The sequence below is a fragment of the Pseudomonas sp. B21-010 genome, from assembly GCF_024749325.1.
GTDB classification, from domain to species: domain Bacteria; phylum Pseudomonadota; class Gammaproteobacteria; order Pseudomonadales; family Pseudomonadaceae; genus Aquipseudomonas; species Aquipseudomonas kilonensis.
In genome coordinates this window covers 6332652-6348089 of sequence record NZ_CP087198.1, presented here as the reverse complement: position 1 = coordinate 6348089, position 15438 = coordinate 6332652, and the positions used below count along the sequence as shown (strand labels likewise).

At 59.6% G+C, this 15438-nt stretch carries 12 protein-coding genes; 7 read left to right on the top strand and 5 right to left on the bottom strand.

Annotated elements, in window-relative coordinates:
* Positions 1–157: 157 nt before the first annotated feature.
* The 4 genes from LOY50_RS28445 to tssI form a co-directional block, all read right to left on the bottom strand.
* On the bottom strand, positions 158–1168 hold the full coding sequence (locus LOY50_RS28445) for a hypothetical protein (RefSeq protein ID WP_258690013.1): 1011 nt from the start codon (positions 1166–1168) through the stop codon (positions 158–160).
* A 6-nt stretch (positions 1169–1174) separates the two neighbouring features.
* The gene (locus tag LOY50_RS28440; protein ID WP_258690011.1) at positions 1175–5572 is read right to left on the bottom strand and encodes an RHS repeat-associated core domain-containing protein; all 4398 of its coding nucleotides are present in this window, start codon (positions 5570–5572) and stop codon (positions 1175–1177) included.
* 361 nt (positions 5573–5933) lie between these two features.
* Positions 5934–6368: a DUF1795 domain-containing protein gene (locus LOY50_RS28435; RefSeq protein WP_258690008.1), complete on the bottom strand. Its 435-nt coding sequence runs from the start codon at positions 6366–6368 to the stop codon at positions 5934–5936.
* 18 nt (positions 6369–6386) lie between these two features.
* The gene (gene tssI, locus LOY50_RS28430) at positions 6387–8318 is read right to left on the bottom strand and encodes a type VI secretion system tip protein TssI/VgrG (protein WP_258690006.1); all 1932 of its coding nucleotides are present in this window, start codon (positions 8316–8318) and stop codon (positions 6387–6389) included.
* 275 nt (positions 8319–8593) lie between these two features.
* Between tssI and LOY50_RS28425 the strand changes: the two genes are divergently transcribed.
* From LOY50_RS28425 to LOY50_RS28395, 7 genes are all read left to right on the top strand, one after another.
* Positions 8594–9028: a DUF1795 domain-containing protein gene (locus LOY50_RS28425; RefSeq protein ID WP_214513027.1), complete on the top strand. Its 435-nt coding sequence runs from the start codon at positions 8594–8596 to the stop codon at positions 9026–9028.
* A 54-nt stretch (positions 9029–9082) separates the two neighbouring features.
* Positions 9083–10348, top strand: a complete 1266-nt coding sequence (locus LOY50_RS28420; protein ID WP_258689996.1) for a PAAR domain-containing protein — start codon at positions 9083–9085, stop codon at positions 10346–10348.
* A gap of 19 nt (positions 10349–10367) precedes the next feature.
* Complete coding sequence (locus tag LOY50_RS28415; protein WP_214513028.1) at positions 10368–10631, top strand: hypothetical protein; 264 nt, start codon at positions 10368–10370, stop codon at positions 10629–10631.
* 6 nt (positions 10632–10637) lie between these two features.
* Entirely contained in the window at positions 10638–11060 is a 423-nt protein-coding gene (locus LOY50_RS28410; RefSeq protein WP_210642057.1) for a GTP pyrophosphokinase, read from the top strand.
* Between the two features lie 137 nt (positions 11061–11197).
* Positions 11198–12493: a PAAR domain-containing protein gene (locus tag LOY50_RS28405; protein ID WP_258689993.1), complete on the top strand. Its 1296-nt coding sequence runs from the start codon at positions 11198–11200 to the stop codon at positions 12491–12493.
* The gene (locus tag LOY50_RS28400; protein ID WP_258689991.1) at positions 12490–13023 is read left to right on the top strand and encodes a hypothetical protein; all 534 of its coding nucleotides are present in this window, start codon (positions 12490–12492) and stop codon (positions 13021–13023) included. Before LOY50_RS28405 ends, LOY50_RS28400 begins: the two co-directional genes overlap by 4 nt.
* A 66-nt stretch (positions 13024–13089) precedes the next feature.
* Entirely contained in the window at positions 13090–13356 is a 267-nt protein-coding gene (locus LOY50_RS28395) for a hypothetical protein (RefSeq protein WP_258689989.1), read from the top strand.
* Positions 13357–13494: 138 nt separating this feature from the next.
* Here LOY50_RS28395 and LOY50_RS28390 read toward each other — a convergent pair whose 3' ends face one another.
* Complete coding sequence (locus LOY50_RS28390) at positions 13495–15435, bottom strand: type VI secretion system tip protein VgrG (protein WP_258689987.1); 1941 nt, start codon at positions 15433–15435, stop codon at positions 13495–13497.
* Between the last annotated feature and the right edge of the window lie 3 nt (positions 15436–15438).

Genomic DNA, 15438 nt, shown 5'->3' with positions numbered 1-15438 from the left:
GTTTCGATTTTTGCCAGAAAGCTCCCTCGCCACGGGGGTTTGCGCTTAACCCGCGCCTAGTCATTTGTTCGCAAGCGCCAGATCGAACTGCTTGTTCCCAAATATTGATTGAGTCGTCAGGGCTTTCTTAAGCACATCCGAATGCATCGTTAAGTTTCTACTGGCTGTACAAGATGTTGTAGAACGAGGCTTGCCCATCCTCGATCAAAGACAGATCGTGACCCGTGGGGATTTTTTCGAACAGCGCTTTGTTGACCGCCATCCGACGCATGATGATCACCTCCAGCAATTGGCCGAACAGCGCTTCATCACGGACGTATTTTTTCAGCTTTAGAATTTCGCGAGGCTTGTCTTTCAGGACGTGAAAGGCGTAATTCATCACAACCATGTTGGAGACGAACAGGTTCTCCGTAGACTGAAGCGGATTGACCGCATCGATCAAAGCATCAAATATTTTTTGCCTGTCCTGAGCATAGGTGGTCAAAAAAATGTCGGGGTACACAAGCTCGCTGTGCCGATCATTGATCACGAAGCGGTAATGGGTATCGTCGGGCTCGGTGAGTAATCTGACTGTGCTTGTTTGAAACGTTTTCAGCGTACTGAGCAGTTCATGCTCTTTCCTGCTGTCGGCCTTGATCGCTTTGTAGACCAGATCAATCACATCCAGAAAAGCCACCGGCCCCAGCCCATCGGTCGCCATCATCAGCTGATTGCCCTCGATGCTGAACCGACGATACGCCTCGTCATCAATGCTCAATTCGAAGAGGAGGAACCTGAGCATGTAGTTCCGAAGGCGCGCATCCGCATCCAGGGCGCTGTTCTTCAAGCTGATCAGCTGGATCAGGTAGAAGAAAATAAAGTAATCCTTGTTGGTTCGTTGCCGGTTGTCGATTTCAAGCAGGTAGCCAAAGCGCGACAAGACCAGGAGCAGGGCGTAGCAGTCGGGTTCCGTGAAGCCGTTTTTCAACATGGCTTTTTCGAAAGCGCTGGCGGAAAACAAATCATGCCAGCGGCTAACACTGAAGGGGGAGCCATTGTGTTTTCTCGCGACGACGGACAGCAGTGCAGGCTCGTCTTCTTCGTAAAAAACAGCACCCAACGCCTTCGGATACGGCCGGACGTTCAGGAAATTTTCAAGCTTGTATGAGAGCAGATCGAATATGTCCATCTGGCTTTATCCGCAGGTCTTCCATTTTCCGTTCGGGCCTTTCTTCTCGACACGAAATGACGTAATGGTTTTATTGAATTTATCCAATAATCGGAAACCGATGCCTCTGGCCTTGGGCTCATTCGTCTTGGACAGCACGCCATCTTTCAGGCCCGTCTCTTTATAGTCAACGGTAGAGATGTCCTTATGGTTATTGAGGATGCTGACCCCTTCGTTATTGACGGTGGCCACTACTCGATACTTTTCATTGCCTGGGTTGAATCCAGGGTTACTGTCCTGGTTGACCCAGACTGCTTTTTCTCCCCTGATATTCGGAACCAAGCCGCCTTTGCCTCCGTTGGCGGCCTTGGACGAGACGGTTTCGCTTTCGCCCATGTACCGAATAACCTCATTCTCTTTGAGCCCCAGCGGGTCGATCCAGGTAAATGGATTCGGTGCGTAGCGATAAAGATTCAGGCTTGCGGCCAGGCCCAACGGGTCGGGCGTGGTGAAGCGGCCTATGTCGGGATCATAGAAGCGGAAGGTGTTGTAGTGCAGGCCCGTTTCCCGGTCCAGGTATTGCCCCTGAAACCGCAGGTTCTGTTCTTCGATGTAGTACGGCTCACGGACTTCATCAGCGGTGTTGCCCCACACCTGGTAGTGAGCGTGCCATAGCGGATGGCCGTCACTTTCCGTCAAGGCTTGTGGCAGGCCATTGGGGTCGTTGTGGTAATAGCGGATGCGTTGATGCGCACCGATGCCGTCGACCCGGGCCAAAGGCTCGTGACTGTCGCCGATGTAGAGGTACAGGCTGGTCAGGCTGTTTTTATGTTCCTTGAGTAATTGCAGGCCATCCCAGTCGAAACGCGTGCAGGCGATGAGCCGACCGTTGTTGTCGTGTTGGGTTTTCTCGATTCTTCGGCCCAACGGGTCGTAGCGCATCCTGACGACGTTTTCACCGTCGGATTTCTGGGTCCGAACTTCAACCAGCCGGTGATCCGAGTCATAACTGAAACGCTGCAGGCCGTGCCGCCTGCTGCGCTTTTCAATCATTCGGCCAAAACCATCGTAGCGATAGTGCTTATCCTGATAGCTCTTCAGCTGGTTGTGCGTAACCCCCCCACTTGTACCGGGTGAAGGGTCGAGGAGATTGGCGGCTGCATCAAAGGAAAATGTTTCATTTTGGCTTTGTCGAGTTCCCTGGCTTGCCAGGATCCGGCCTGTCACATCGTAGTGCAGTAGTTGGCGTTGTTGACCCTGTGGCGGCCGTTCAAGGCGCCCCACCAGGTGGTCGCCAGGATCAAACTCAAAATGGGTTTGATCTGCGCCAGGGATCAACGCCGGCTGGTGGGTGTGCCGGCGTTGGCGGCTGCGTAAGCGCCCGCTACGGTCATACTCACTGCGTGTGCTGATTTGACCTTGGGTGCGCAGCACCTCTCGATGCAACCGGTCGTGTTCGAAGTCGCTGATGACGTGGCCGTCGAGGTTGATTTGGTGCAGATGACCACTGCCGTAGTACAGGCGGTTGACCCAACGGCCATCGGGCAGTTGGGTCTGGATCAGGTTGCCGAGTTCGTCGTAGTGATGCTTCAGAACGCCTGCTGAACTCTGCTCCTCAATCAGATAACCCAGCGCGTCATAAGCAAAGCCCAGTCGTTGTTCGTTGCCGTCGTTATCGATGACGATGGCTTCGATTAACTGATTCAACGGGCTATAGCTGTACCGGGACTGTCCATCAGGTGTGATTCGGGTGGTCAGCCGGCCAATGGCATCACGTTCCAGATGATGAACAATGGTCTTTTCACCGGGCTGATGATCATCTCGCGGCGCTGCGATAGTTTCGACTCGGTTTACGTTGTTGAGGGCGTCGTATGTATAGCCTTTGGCGCTGCCATCAAGGTTGCGCTGCTCGATCAACCGATCCCCGATATCCCAAGCAAACCGGTAGCTCTCACCATTCTCGTTGGTCAGCGCTTGCAGCCGGCCGAAGCTGTCGTAGGCAAATTGCACCTGCCGGCCCTGGGCGTCGGTGCGTTGGCGGACCTGGCCGCGGCGGTTGTGTTGGTAGCGCGTGGTGTGCCCGGCCGGGTCGGTGTAGCCGGTGAGGTGGCCGGCGGTGTCGCGCTGGTAGTGTTCGGTGCGGCCGTCCGGCAATTGGCTGCTGAGCAGGCGCCCTTGGGCGTCGTAGCTGAATTGGGTGCGCTCGCCGAGGGCGTCGGTGATGGTTTGCAGGTAGCCCCGCTGGTCATAGCTGAAGCGCGTCGGGTAACCCGAGCAATCAACGTGTTCCACCAGTTGCCCAAACGGGTTCCAGCGCAGCTTCTTGCTTTTGCCGGTGGCGTCGATGATCTCCACGACTTGGCCATGGGTGTCGTAGCGGTAGCGGGTGATGTGGCCCAGCGGGTCGGTTTCCGCCGCGCAGTTGCCGCGTTGATCGTAGCGGTATTTCCAGCTGTGGCCGGCGGCGTCGGTGTCCACCAGCGGCAGGGCCCAGTGTTCGAGCCAAAGGGTGGATTCGCTGCGGCCCAACGGGTCGGTTTCGCTGAGCAGGTTGCCGGCTTCGTCGTAGCTGAATGTGTACTGGCCGCCCTGTGGATCGGTGGCGCTGAGCAACTGGCGTTCATCGTTCCATTCGAACAGCCACGTCTGGCCGAGGTTGTCAGTGAACTGGGTGATCTGGTGCTGGCTGTTCCAGTGCCGGGTGCTGACGCGCTGCAAACTGTCGCTGATGCGGGTGATGCCAGCCTTGAGGTCATAGTCGAACTGGTAGGCGTCGCCTTCGTCGGTCCAGTGGCGGACCACGCGCCATTCCTGGTCGTCGATCAGGGCCCATTCGTAGAAGCAGTGCAGGCCGCTGGGCAACTGGTGCTCGACCATTCGTTGCCCGGCGTCGTAGCTGAAGCGCCGTTGCACCTGGCCGGTGGCGTCGCGCACTTCGGCGAGGGTGTTGGCCGCGTCGTAGGCGTAGCTGACCAGCACCTCCCGCGTTTGGTCGGGGTAGAGGCGTTCGATGTGGGTGACGCGTTCGCCTGCGCGGATCAGCTCGACCTGCACCAGGTCGAAGGTGTCGCGCAGCCGCACCAGGCGTCCGGCGTCGTCGTAGTCGAGGTGGATGCGGTTGTCGTTGCGGTCACCCAGTTGGCTCAGGCGCAGGTGTGATGAGTTGGCGGGCGAAGGTTCGAACAAACGGTACAGGCCGTCGTCGCTTTCGATCAGCAATTGCCCGTTCACATGGCGGCGCACGGCCAAGCCTTCGCCGGCACTGAACACCGCGCCGCCCAACGGGATGGAGCCCATGTCGATGGGCCGGCCTTGTTCGTCGGTGTAGACCAGGGTTTCGCCGCCGTCGGGGTGGGGCTGGATTTGCACTTGGACTTCGTAGGCCACGCTCCAGCCGGCACCGAACAGGCTGTCGCGGCGTTCGTCGCGGCTGTTGTAGACGCGTTGCCAGTCAATCGGCAGGATGCCGGGCAAGACGAAATCCAGTTCCTCGTCACCGCCCAATACTTTGGCGCCTGTGGCGGCATGCACCGGGTTCGACGAACCCAGGGCGGCGTTGGCGGCCGCGTTCGCCGCGCTGCTGGCGGCCATGGACACCGCGCCGCCCACCAGCATGCACGGCAGTTTGCTGAAGAATTTGCCCTTGCTGCCCTTGAGCATCAGCAGCGCGGTGACCGCCAGGCCTACGCCCGGGGTCTTGCCGCTGCGGATCTCGCGCACCACCACCGAACCGCCGCCAATGGTCACGTTGGGCGAAATCAACCCGGCCGACACCACCGTTGCATCACAGGTGCTGCGATCGCCGCTGCGCACGGCGGGCTGGCCGTTGATGGTGACCTTGTCCGAACCTTCGGCCATGAACTGCGGTGGCATCGGCGGATGCTTCATGCAGATGACCAGGTCTTCCGGCTTGGGCACGGCGCCGGGGGCGGGCGTTGCGACGGTGGGGCGCCACATTTGCGAGAAGAAATTCCCGGCCATGTCCAGGTAGCTGGGGTCTTCTTCAGGCTCCGGCGCTTCAAGCTCGGTGCCGGCCGGGGCGACATGGGATTCAATCGCTCCGGCGGCGCGGGCCGCGGGGATATTGTTGGTGAGGGTGTCGGTGGAGCCGGTGAGGATGTTGGCCTGCACCGTGGGCGGAAAGAGGGCGTTGCCGATGCCCTCGCATATATTGCTCAGGCCTTTGTCGGCCCCGGTCTTGCTCATGGCCAGGCCGACGATGGTGCCCACCACCAGGCCCAGGACGAAGCAACCCAGGCCGCCGGTGACCACGGTGATGCCCGTGGCCGCGACCACGGCGGCGGTCGCCAGCGCGGTGATCGCGATGTTGGCCGCCACCTCCAATACGCCGCCCAGGATGTCGGCCATCATCGAGGTGTGGTTGAGTGCATCGCCCAGGCGGGCGGCCCAGAGCGCGTCAGACATGCAGGTCGCTCAGGTGGCTGATGAGAGTGTGTTCAAGCAATTTGATGCCTTCCATTGCGCCTGTTGTCCTTGTGGGTTAGGGCATGCTCATTGATGCCATTTCTGGCGCTTGATCCGCTTCGGTTTGTCCCTGTGGGAGCGAGCTTGCTCGCGATGGGGTCCTTTCAGTCAACCTCATCAGTGGCTGATCCTCCGCTATCGCGAGCAAGCTCGCTCCCACATTTTGATCGGTGATGCCTTCCACTTCCCGGTCACCACCAACCCCCTGTGGGAGCGAGCTTGCTCGCGATGAGGCCTTTTCAGTCAACACTCATCAGTGGCTGGGCCACCGCTATCGCGAGCAAGCTCGCTCCCACAAGGGTCAGGGTTGGGTGTCGAACAGCAGCGAACCCTTGATCGTCGCCCAATGCGCCGCTTCGGCATCGCCCAGTTTCTCGGCTTTCACATAGCTCAGGGCAAGCATCTTGCGGGTGCCGGGCAGTACCAGTGCGAGCTGATACTGGAAGACTTTTTCGTTGCCCTTGTTGAACTGGCTGCGCAATTCGATGGCTTCGACTTCCTGGTTGGCGCCCACGCGCACGGTGGCGCCCGGTTGGCAGCGCAGTTGCTGGACCTGTTTTTCCAGGCGCTTGAGCTGGTCGTCGAGGTTGCTTTGCAGGGTTTCGCCGTCAGCCAGCAGGCTGCGGCTGACGATCAAGGAGGTGCCCAACTCAGGGAACTTGAGGATGTTGATCGTCGCGTCCAGCAACTCGCTTGGCGGCAGTTGGAGCTGGAATTCATTGAGGCGGTAAGTCATGGCGCATAAATCTCGAAGTTAGCCCTTGGGGAACGCGGCGCTGATGTTGGCATCGATGCTGCCCTTGACGCCCTGGCCGTCCGGCGTGGCTCCGGGGCCGCCACCGTTGTTCAGGTGCAGCACGCCGCCGGTGTTGAACTCGGCATCGCCGCTGGCGTAGAAGCTGATCTGTACGCCGGTCAGGTTGATCTGGCCGCTGGCGTTGAGCTCCAGGATGCTTTCGCCGCACACCAGACGCAGGTTTTCGCCCACTTCAATCACGTAGCTCTGGCTGATGCTGTCGGTCTTGCGCTGGCCGACGGAGAGGATGTCCTCCTGCTTGACGATGCGCAGGCGGTTGTTGCCGATGGTCACCGTCTCGTTGTGGCCGATGCTCTTGTTGCGGTCGTGACCCACCGAATGGCTCTCGTCCACTTCAACCACGATGTCCTGGTTGCGCTCGGCGTGGATGTACAGCTGCTCGGCGCCTTTTTTGTCTTCCATGCGGATTTCGTTGAAGTTCGCCGGCGTGCCGCCCTTGCTCGAACGGCTTTTCATGCCGCTCTGGGTCGCGTTATCTGGCAGGTCGTAGGGCACGGTCTGTTCGGCGTTGTAGACGCGGCCAGTGATGATCGGCCTGTCGGGATCCCCTTCAAGGAAACTGACGATCACTTCTTGACCGATGCGCGGGATCTGCATCGAACCCCAGTTTTTCCCGGCCCAGGATTGCGACACCCGAATCCAGCACGAGCTGTTTTCGTTGGATTGGTCGTGCCGGTCCCAGTAGAAATGCACCTTCACCCGGCCGAATTGATCGGTCCAGATTTCCTCACCTTTGGGGCCGACCACCAACGCGGTTTGCGGGCCTTTGACGATGGGGCGGTGGGTAGTCGCCAGCGGACGATAACTCTGCTGGGCGTCGATGCAGGTCAGGCTGCTTTCGAACTGCGCGGTCGGCGCGCCACCGCCGGTTTCGCCGCTTTCCTGGGAAATGTAGTAGCGGGCGCCGACGATCAGGTATTCGCGGTTCTGGTCCTGGCGGCTGAAGCCGGTGAGGCTGAACAGATGCCCCGACCCCAGGCCCCGGGCGTTGCCCGCCAATTCCACCTGTTCATGCAGGCTCTGCAAGGCCTCGATGCGGGTGCGGGCGTAGTGTTCGCCGTCCTGGCTCTGCACGTAAGTGCCGGGGTAGTCATACAGCGGATAGTCGCCGGCCGTGTGTGGACGCGGCATGGCCGAACGTACATCGATGCGCGCGCTAGGGCGCTGGAAATCGTAGTCGTTGAGCTCAAGCGAACCCGGCTGGACTTCCTGGGCCAGGTGCCAGTCGTGGATGTGGTCGCGCTCGCGCTGCTGCTCGTTCTTCGGGTAGTAGGGCACCGAGCCGTAGCCGGGGGCCGTGGTGTGGGCGCCATAGGCATCGGCCAGCACCAGCACATGGCGACCCTGCTCATGGCGGAAGAAATAGTAAATTCCTTCCTGTTCCATCAAGCGGCTGACGAAATCGAAACTGGTCTCGCGATACTGCACGCAGTATTCCCACTCGCGATAAGGCCGGCTCAGGGCGTCTTCGAAATCGGAAAAACCCAGGTCGCGGAACACCTGCTTGATGATCTGCGGAATGGTGAGGTTCTGGAAAATCCGGCAATCGGAGGTGCGGCTCAGCAGCCACAACCACGGGCGCAAAGTGGCCTGGTAGCTGGCGAACTGGCCCTGGTCGACGTTCTGGCTGCAACGGGCGACGATGCCATGGAAGTAGCGCTCGCCGCCGCCATCGAGCTGCAGGCTCACGCACATGGGCTTGCCGAGCAACTGGTTGAGGTCGATGGCGTTGTCCAGCGAGTGCAACTGCAACTCGTAGTTGAACAGCCGCCCCAGCTCTTCGCCACCGCCCATGTCTTTGAGTAACAGCACCTCAGGTCCCAGGGGGCTGGTGACCTTGGCCAGGCGTGAGGCTTGGTTGAATAACATCAATTATCCCTTGTTGATGCCTTGCATTCCCGTAGGAGCTGTCGAGCAACGCGAGGCTGCGATCTTTGCCCAGACCCTTGAGTCTAAAGCGAAAGATCAAAAGATCGCAGCCTTCGGCAGCTCCTACGGGGCGCTTGATCGCTAGAGTAGTGACGCTGATCGCATAATGTAGTGCCTTACGTGAGGCAGAGGAACCCGGTTCTTGATTGTTACCAGGCATTACTTGAATATCTGCTCCTTCGCGCGTCACCTCACGTCCATGGAAAGCGATTACTGTGACCTCTTACCGCATTCAAGAAGCCGATCTCGAAATCCCCGATACCTGGCAGGACCAGAGCATCAATATTTTCAAGCTGCCGGCAGTCGGTCCTGCTAAAGAAGCCAGTTTCGTCATCAGCCGCGATGCCAGCCAGGGCGACGCTCCTTTTGCCGAGTACGTGGACCGCCAACTCAAAAGCGCGGAGCAGCAACTGCCGGGCTTCAAGCTGGTGCAGCGCTGGGACACGGTGCTGCAAGGGCATACCGCCACATTGCTGGATTACACCTGGCAACGCGAAGGGCGCGACTTGATGCTGCGCCAGGTGTTCATCGAGCGTAAGCCCTCGGTGCTGATCACCACCTTGACCACGACACCCAATGACTTCGCCTACCATGAGCCGGCCTGGAAGGTGGCGATGCATTCGTTCAAGCCACAGCCTCCGATCATCTGAGCATCGACACGTCCCACTGAGCAGTCATACGAATCAGTAAGGTAGATGCGCGTAATGGATGCACAGGCCGCGGCACGTCTGGGTGACGAAATAGCCCACGGGTTCGGATTGGCCGCGATGGTCGCCGGAGCCGTGGCCGGCGCCTTGATCGGCGCCGCGGTCGTTGCCGCGACTGTCGCCACGGGCGGCGTGGCCCTGGCGATCATGGCCGGCTCGATTGCGGCTGGCGGCTTGTCGATGTTCCAGATCGTCAAGGGCCTCTCCACCATCTTCAACCTGCCCGAGCCCACCACGGGGGCGTTGATAATGGGCAGCTTCAACGTCTACATCAACGACCGCAATGCCATGCGGGCGGGCGAAGACACGTCATCTTCCTGCACCGGACTGCCGATCAACCACCCAATCTGGCCTTTCCCAGTGCTGATCGCCGAAGGCAGTGCCACGGTCTTCATCAACGGCAAACCGGCGGCGCGCTTGCACAGCAAAATGGTCTGCGGTGCCCACATCAAGAGCGGCAGCCCGAATACGTTCATCGGTGGGCCGACGGTGTCGGTGGCGTTTGTGCTCGACCTCGAAGGCTGGATGCATACCGGGTTGGAAGTGTTGGGGTTGTTGGCGGCAGGTGCGGCATTGGTCATGGCCGCCATGGCGGGTATCGCCGTGCTCGTCGAATTCGTGGTGGTGGGCGGATTGATCCTGGGGGGCATGGAGCTGCTAGGCGATTTAGGTGATCGCCTGGGGCCAGGCTATCGGGACTTGCTGCAAGGTGTCGCCGGCATGGCAATGCTGGGGCTGAGCCCGAAAATGGCGAAGGCGGCCAAACCTGCCGAGTTGCCGCCGCCCAAGTACAAGCCTGGCGTGACCGAGGCGGATATCCTGGCCATGCCGAAAGGCTCGCGCCCCGATGCCGACACGTATTTGTCACCCCAGTATGTGAAGGAGCACTTGGCCCAGTTCGAAAATGGCGCCTCACGCTTCACCACGAAGGAGAAGCTGGGTAAGTACGGCATCGCGCAGACCGATGGCACGACGTTCCTTATGCCCAAGCAGGAAGCCGATCAATTGCTCGCCAGTGCCAAGGGTGACAAGCGGGCGTTGGAGAAGGCGCTGGGGCTGCCAGAAAATACTCTGGAAAGTAGTACCCTGGTGCGGGTCGATATCCCCGCGCCGAAAGACATGAACCTGCGGATTCCTTCAGGTAACGAGGCCGGCGCGAACGAATTCTGGATTCCTGGCGGCAAGCTGCCGACCGGTGCCAGCGAGGCGGTTATCGATGCCGGGGGCATTTTGCCCAAAGACTTCAGTTGGACGCCATTATGACGGTAGAGGTAGGCAAGTCATGAAATTTCAAGATGTTCTGGTCAGTCGCGAACACATGTTCTCCGTGGGTATCGAACAGGATTCGGGTCGATTCTATGTCTCCATACCGGTCAGCAACGGCATGGCCGACTACGAGGAATATTATGAAATCAATCAGGCGACCTTCGAGCTGTTCAAGCGTGACCCGGATGCGGCGCTGCCGTTTGTGGCGCGTTGCAGGAAGCGTGAACTGGACGAGCTATTGATTGTCCAGCCGGGAACGAACCGCGGCACGGCCATCTGATCGCCAATGAGCATTCTGGACGCTGCAATCGCCCTGGCTTCAAGGGTCCACGCGGGCCAGGTGGATAAGGCCGGCAAGCCCTACATCCTCCACCCGTTGCGCCTGATGATGAAGTTCGACGGGCTTGAAGAGCAACTGGTCAGCCTGTTGCATGATGTGGTCGAAGACGGCGATGTCACGCTGGATGAGCTGCGTGGGCTTGGCATTCCCGAGGTTGCGGTGACGGCGATCGACTGCCTGACCAAGCGCCAGGGCGAGTCCTATGAGCAATTCATCGCCCGGATTCGTCCCAATCCACTGGCGACCAAAGTGAAAATAGCGGACATCCACGACAATCTTGATCTCACCCGGCTGCCCGTCGTGCGAGACAAGGACCTGGAACGCGCCGCGAAATATCATCGGGCATTGCGTTACCTGCAAGAGCAATGAATCATGTCGCCGCCGTCTGTTCGTTGAAGGACAACGCGGCAAGACCGGCGCTGCGTTCGCTCTGGCCGTACCCCGCGATCTCTGGTCATCGATAACTCCCCTGTGCAGTCACACCACCAGTAAGTTGGATTTTCGCAATGGATGCACAGGCAGCAGCACGTCTGGGGGATGAAATAGCCCATGGCTTCGGGTTTGCCGCGATGGTCGCCGGAGCCGTGGCCGGTGCCTTGATCGGCGCCGCGGTCGTTGCCGCGACTGTCGCCACGGGCGGCGTGGCCCTGGCGATCATGGCCGGCTCGATTGCGGCCGGCGGCTTGTCGATGTTCCAGATCGTCAAGGGCCTCTCCACCATCTTCAACTTGCCCGAGCCCACCACGGGGGCGTTGATAATGGGCAGCTTCAACGTCTACATCAACGACCGCAATGCCATGCGGGCGGGCGAAGACACGTCATCTTCCTGCACCGGGCTGCCGATGAACCATCCGATCTGGCCTTTCCCGGTGCTGATCGCCGAAGGCAGCGCCACGGTCTTCATCAACGGCAAACCGGCGGCGCGCTTGCACAGCAAAATGGTTTGCGGTGCCCACATCAAGAGCGGCAGCCCGAATACGTTCATCGGTGGGCCGACGGTGTCGGTGGCGTTTGTCCTGGACATCGAAGGCTGGATGCACACCGGGTTGGAAGCATTGGGATTACTGGCCATGGGGGGCGCGGCGATTCTCGCGGCCATGGCTGGCGTTGCCGCTCTAGTTGGTTTTGTGGTGATCGGCGGCACGATGATGGCTGGCATGGCGCTGCTGGGGGACTTGGGGGATCGCTTGGGGCCGGGTTACCGGGACCTGCTGCAGGGCGTTGCGGGAATGGCGCTTTTGGGCTTGGGCCCGAAAATGGCAAAAATCGGTACGGCGCCCAAGCCGCGCTCGGTGAGCTTCAAACCGGGCTACACGTCAGAGGATATCGCTGCGATACCCAAGTTAAGCCGGCCCAATCCTGCCGATTACCTTGAGGCCTCCTATATCGACAAGCACCTCAAAGTCTTTCAGGATGAAGGAGGTGCATTTCTGTTTACCCCCGATGACATTGCCAACCCCATGTATGGAACCTTTAGCGACACTAAGTACGTCATGGCCAAGTCAGACCTGCACGGTGTGGTCGCCGAGTTTAAGAAAACCGGTGATCTTTCCATTCTGGAGACCGCTTTGGGTTATGAGCCGGGCAGCTTCACCGGCAAGGAGATTTACATGATGAACCTGGACAATCCCAAGGTTGTCATGCCCTCCGGTAACGAGCGCGGAGCGAACCCGTTATGGCGCCCTGGCGGCCTGACCCATCCCGGCGGTATGCGTGAAGCGGTATTGGATAAGGTGGCCATCCCACACAATAACGACATCAATTTCCTGCTCGCGAACCCGGATGTAGTGAGAATTCAATGAGTGCCAACCTGGATAACGTATTGCTGCTGGCCCTGGCCAATGACGAGCTGGATAAATTCCTCGTGGGCGAGCCGTTCTACTTTCAAGAAGCCAAGAATGACAATGAAGAACCGCAGAACATTGTCGCGGCTTTCGATTTACTGGTGCTGCGTTACTGGCAACAGACCCGCGACCCTCAGTTTCCTGGGCGCTTCGTGGCGGCTTTGCTCAAGATTCTCGCGACCTACCCTGATCGTAATCGGGCGATTTATGTCGCCGCGGTGTGGGTCTGGTACTACCGGTTTTGCCTGAGCAAAAAGCAGGCACAACCCGAGGGGCTTTATGCCGACCTGTTCGAGGTTGATATGGGGGCTGTGGCGCTGGCCCTCCAGCGCCAGCTTGAGCTCAACAAGGCTGAGCTCGTTCAGGACACGCGGTGGGCGGGCGGTACCTGGAACAGCCAGAACGGTCTGTGGGGGCCGCTGATGCGCACCGCCCTGACCGTCCGGGATAAGCTGGGCGGCCCTGACTTCGTGCCGGCCAATCTCTGAGTGATTGATGGTGTGTTGAAGGCCTACGTGGAAAGAGCCGACGGTGACTCGATTGGTGTTCGAATCATGGATAACGCGCTGGATTCTTCCCTGCGCGCTATCGGGTTTTCGAATGCGGCAGAGAAAGATGTCTACGTTTTGCAGGTCGCGGATAACAAGCAGAAGGCTAAGGTATTCGATGAACTGCGTTCATTGGGCGTGGCCTTTTCGGCGGGCAAGGAATGGTGTCCCTGCGAAGTGTTCGAATATCTTCGCGACGAGCAACTGCTGAGCGGCAAGTACTTGCGAGTCGCGTGGACGCAGCCTGGCCAATACATGCTTACGAACGCGTGATATTGCTTCCGCCGGGCTGCGTTGTAGGAGCTGTCGAGTACAACGAGGCTGCGATCTTTCCCCAGATATTTGAGTCTCAAGGGAAAGATCAAAAGATCGCAGCCTTCGGCAGCTCCTACAATGGCCCTGCCGTGAACCTCAGTGTTTGCCCCTTGTCGGGAACAACGCTTTTACCGCCGCATCAATCACACCCTTGATGCCCTTGCCTTTGGCATCCACTTCGCTGGCGCCGCCGGAGTTGAGGTCCAGACGGCCGCCGGTGTCGATGTTGCCATTGCCACTGGCGTAGATATTGAACGCGGTGCCCGAGATATTGATCTCGCCACTGGCATTGAACTCCAGCACGCTTTTGCCGCACACCAGTCGAATCTGCGAACCCGCCTCCATGAGGTACTGGGTCGCGACGCTGTCGCTCTTGGTTCCGCCGACGACCAGGGCATCGTTGCGCTGCACCGCCCGCAGTCGGTCTTGGCCAATTCGTGCGGTTTCGTTGTGGCCGATGCTTTTGTTGCGGTCGTGGCCCACCGAATGGCTCTCGTCCACTTCAACCACGATGTCCTGGTTGCGCTCGGCGTGGATGTACAGCTGTTCGGCGCCTTTTTTGTCTTCCATGCGGATTTCGTTGAAATTCGCTGGCGTGCCGCCCTTGCTCGAACGGCTTTTGGTGCCACTCTGAGTGGCATTGGCGGGCAACGCATAGGGCACGGTCTGTTCGGCGTTGTACACGCGACCGGTGACGATTGGCCGGTCCGGGTCGCCTTCAAGGAAGCTGACGATGACTTCCTGGCCGATGCGCGGGATCTGCACCGAGCCCCAGTTCTTGCCGGCCCAAGCCTGCGACACACGAATCCAGCACGAGCTGTTTTCGTTGGATTGGTCGTGACGGTCCCAGTAGAAATGCACCTTCACCCGGCCGAATTGATCGGTCCAGATTTCCTCACCTTTGGGGCCGACCACCAACGCGGTTTGCGGGCCCTTGACGATGGGGCGGTGGGTAGTCGCCAGCGGACGATAACTCTGCTGGGCGTCAAGGCAGGTGAGGCTGCTTTCGAACTGCGCGGTCGGCGCGCCGCCGCCGGTTTCGCCGCTTTCCTGGGAAATGTAGTAGCGGGCGCCGACGATCAGGTATTCGCGGTTCTGGTCCTGGCGGCTGAAGCCGGTGAGGCTGAACAGATGCCCCGACCCCAGGCCCCGGGCGTTGCCCGCCAGCTCGACCTGTTCATGCAGGGTCTGCAAGGCTTCGATGCGGGTGCGGGCGTAGTGTTCGCCGTCGGCGCTTTGCACATAAGTGCCGGGGTAGTCGTACAGCGGATAGTCGCCAGCGGTATGCGGACGCGGCATGGCCGCACGCACATCAATGTGCGCACTCGGGCGCTGGAAATCGTAGTCGTTGAGTTCCAGGGAGCCGGGCTGGACTTCCTGGGCCAAGTGCCAATCATGAATATGATCGCGCTCGCGCTGCTGCTCATTTTTGGGGTAGTACGGCACCGAGCCGTAGCCGGGCGCTTGGGTGTGGGCGCCGTAGGCATCGGCCAGCACCAGCACATGCCGGCCCTGCTCATGGCGGAAGAAGTAGTAGATCCCTTCCTGTTCCATCAAGCGGCTGACGAAATCGAAGCTGGTCTCGCGATACTGCACGCAGTATTCCCACTCGCGATAAGGCCGGCTCAGGGCGTCTTCGAAATCGGAAAAGCCCAGGTCGCGGAACACCTGCTTGATGATCTGCGGAATGGTCAGGTTCTGGAAAATTCGGCAATCGGAGGTGCGGGTCAGCAGCCACAACCACGGCCGAAGCGTGGCCTGGTAGCTGGCGAATTGGCCCTGGTCGACGTTCTGGCTGCAACGGGCGACGATGCCATGGAAATAGCGCTCGCCCCCGCCATCGAGCTGCAGGCTCACGCACATGGGCTTGCCGAGCAGCTTGTTGAGGTCGATGGCGTTGTCCAGCGAGTGCAACTGCAACTCGTAGTTGAACAGCCGCCCCAATTCTTCACCGCCGCCCATGTCCTTGAGCAACAGCACCTCAGGTCCCAGGGGGCTGGTGATCTTGGCCAGGCGGGTGGCTTGGTTGAATAACATCGA

Coding starts and splice junctions, on each gene's coding strand:
- LOY50_RS28445 (WP_258690013.1), bottom strand. CDS start 1,168: ATGGACATATTCGATCTGCTCTCATACAAGCTTGAAAATTTCCTGAAC.
- LOY50_RS28440 (WP_258690011.1), bottom strand. CDS start 5,572: ATGTCTGACGCGCTCTGGGCCGCCCGCCTGGGCGATGCACTCAACCAC.
- LOY50_RS28435 (WP_258690008.1), bottom strand. CDS start 6,368: ATGACTTACCGCCTCAATGAATTCCAGCTCCAACTGCCGCCAAGCGAG.
- tssI (WP_258690006.1), bottom strand. CDS start 8,318: ATGTTATTCAACCAAGCCTCACGCCTGGCCAAGGTCACCAGCCCCCTG.
- LOY50_RS28420 (WP_258689996.1), top strand. CDS start 9,083: ATGGATGCACAGGCCGCGGCACGTCTGGGTGACGAAATAGCCCACGGG.
- LOY50_RS28415 (WP_214513028.1), top strand. CDS start 10,368: ATGAAATTTCAAGATGTTCTGGTCAGTCGCGAACACATGTTCTCCGTG.
- LOY50_RS28410 (WP_210642057.1), top strand. CDS start 10,638: ATGAGCATTCTGGACGCTGCAATCGCCCTGGCTTCAAGGGTCCACGCG.
- LOY50_RS28405 (WP_258689993.1), top strand. CDS start 11,198: ATGGATGCACAGGCAGCAGCACGTCTGGGGGATGAAATAGCCCATGGC.
- LOY50_RS28400 (WP_258689991.1), top strand. CDS start 12,490: ATGAGTGCCAACCTGGATAACGTATTGCTGCTGGCCCTGGCCAATGAC.
- LOY50_RS28395 (WP_258689989.1), top strand. CDS start 13,090: ATGGATAACGCGCTGGATTCTTCCCTGCGCGCTATCGGGTTTTCGAAT.
- LOY50_RS28390 (WP_258689987.1), bottom strand. CDS start 15,435: ATGTTATTCAACCAAGCCACCCGCCTGGCCAAGATCACCAGCCCCCTG.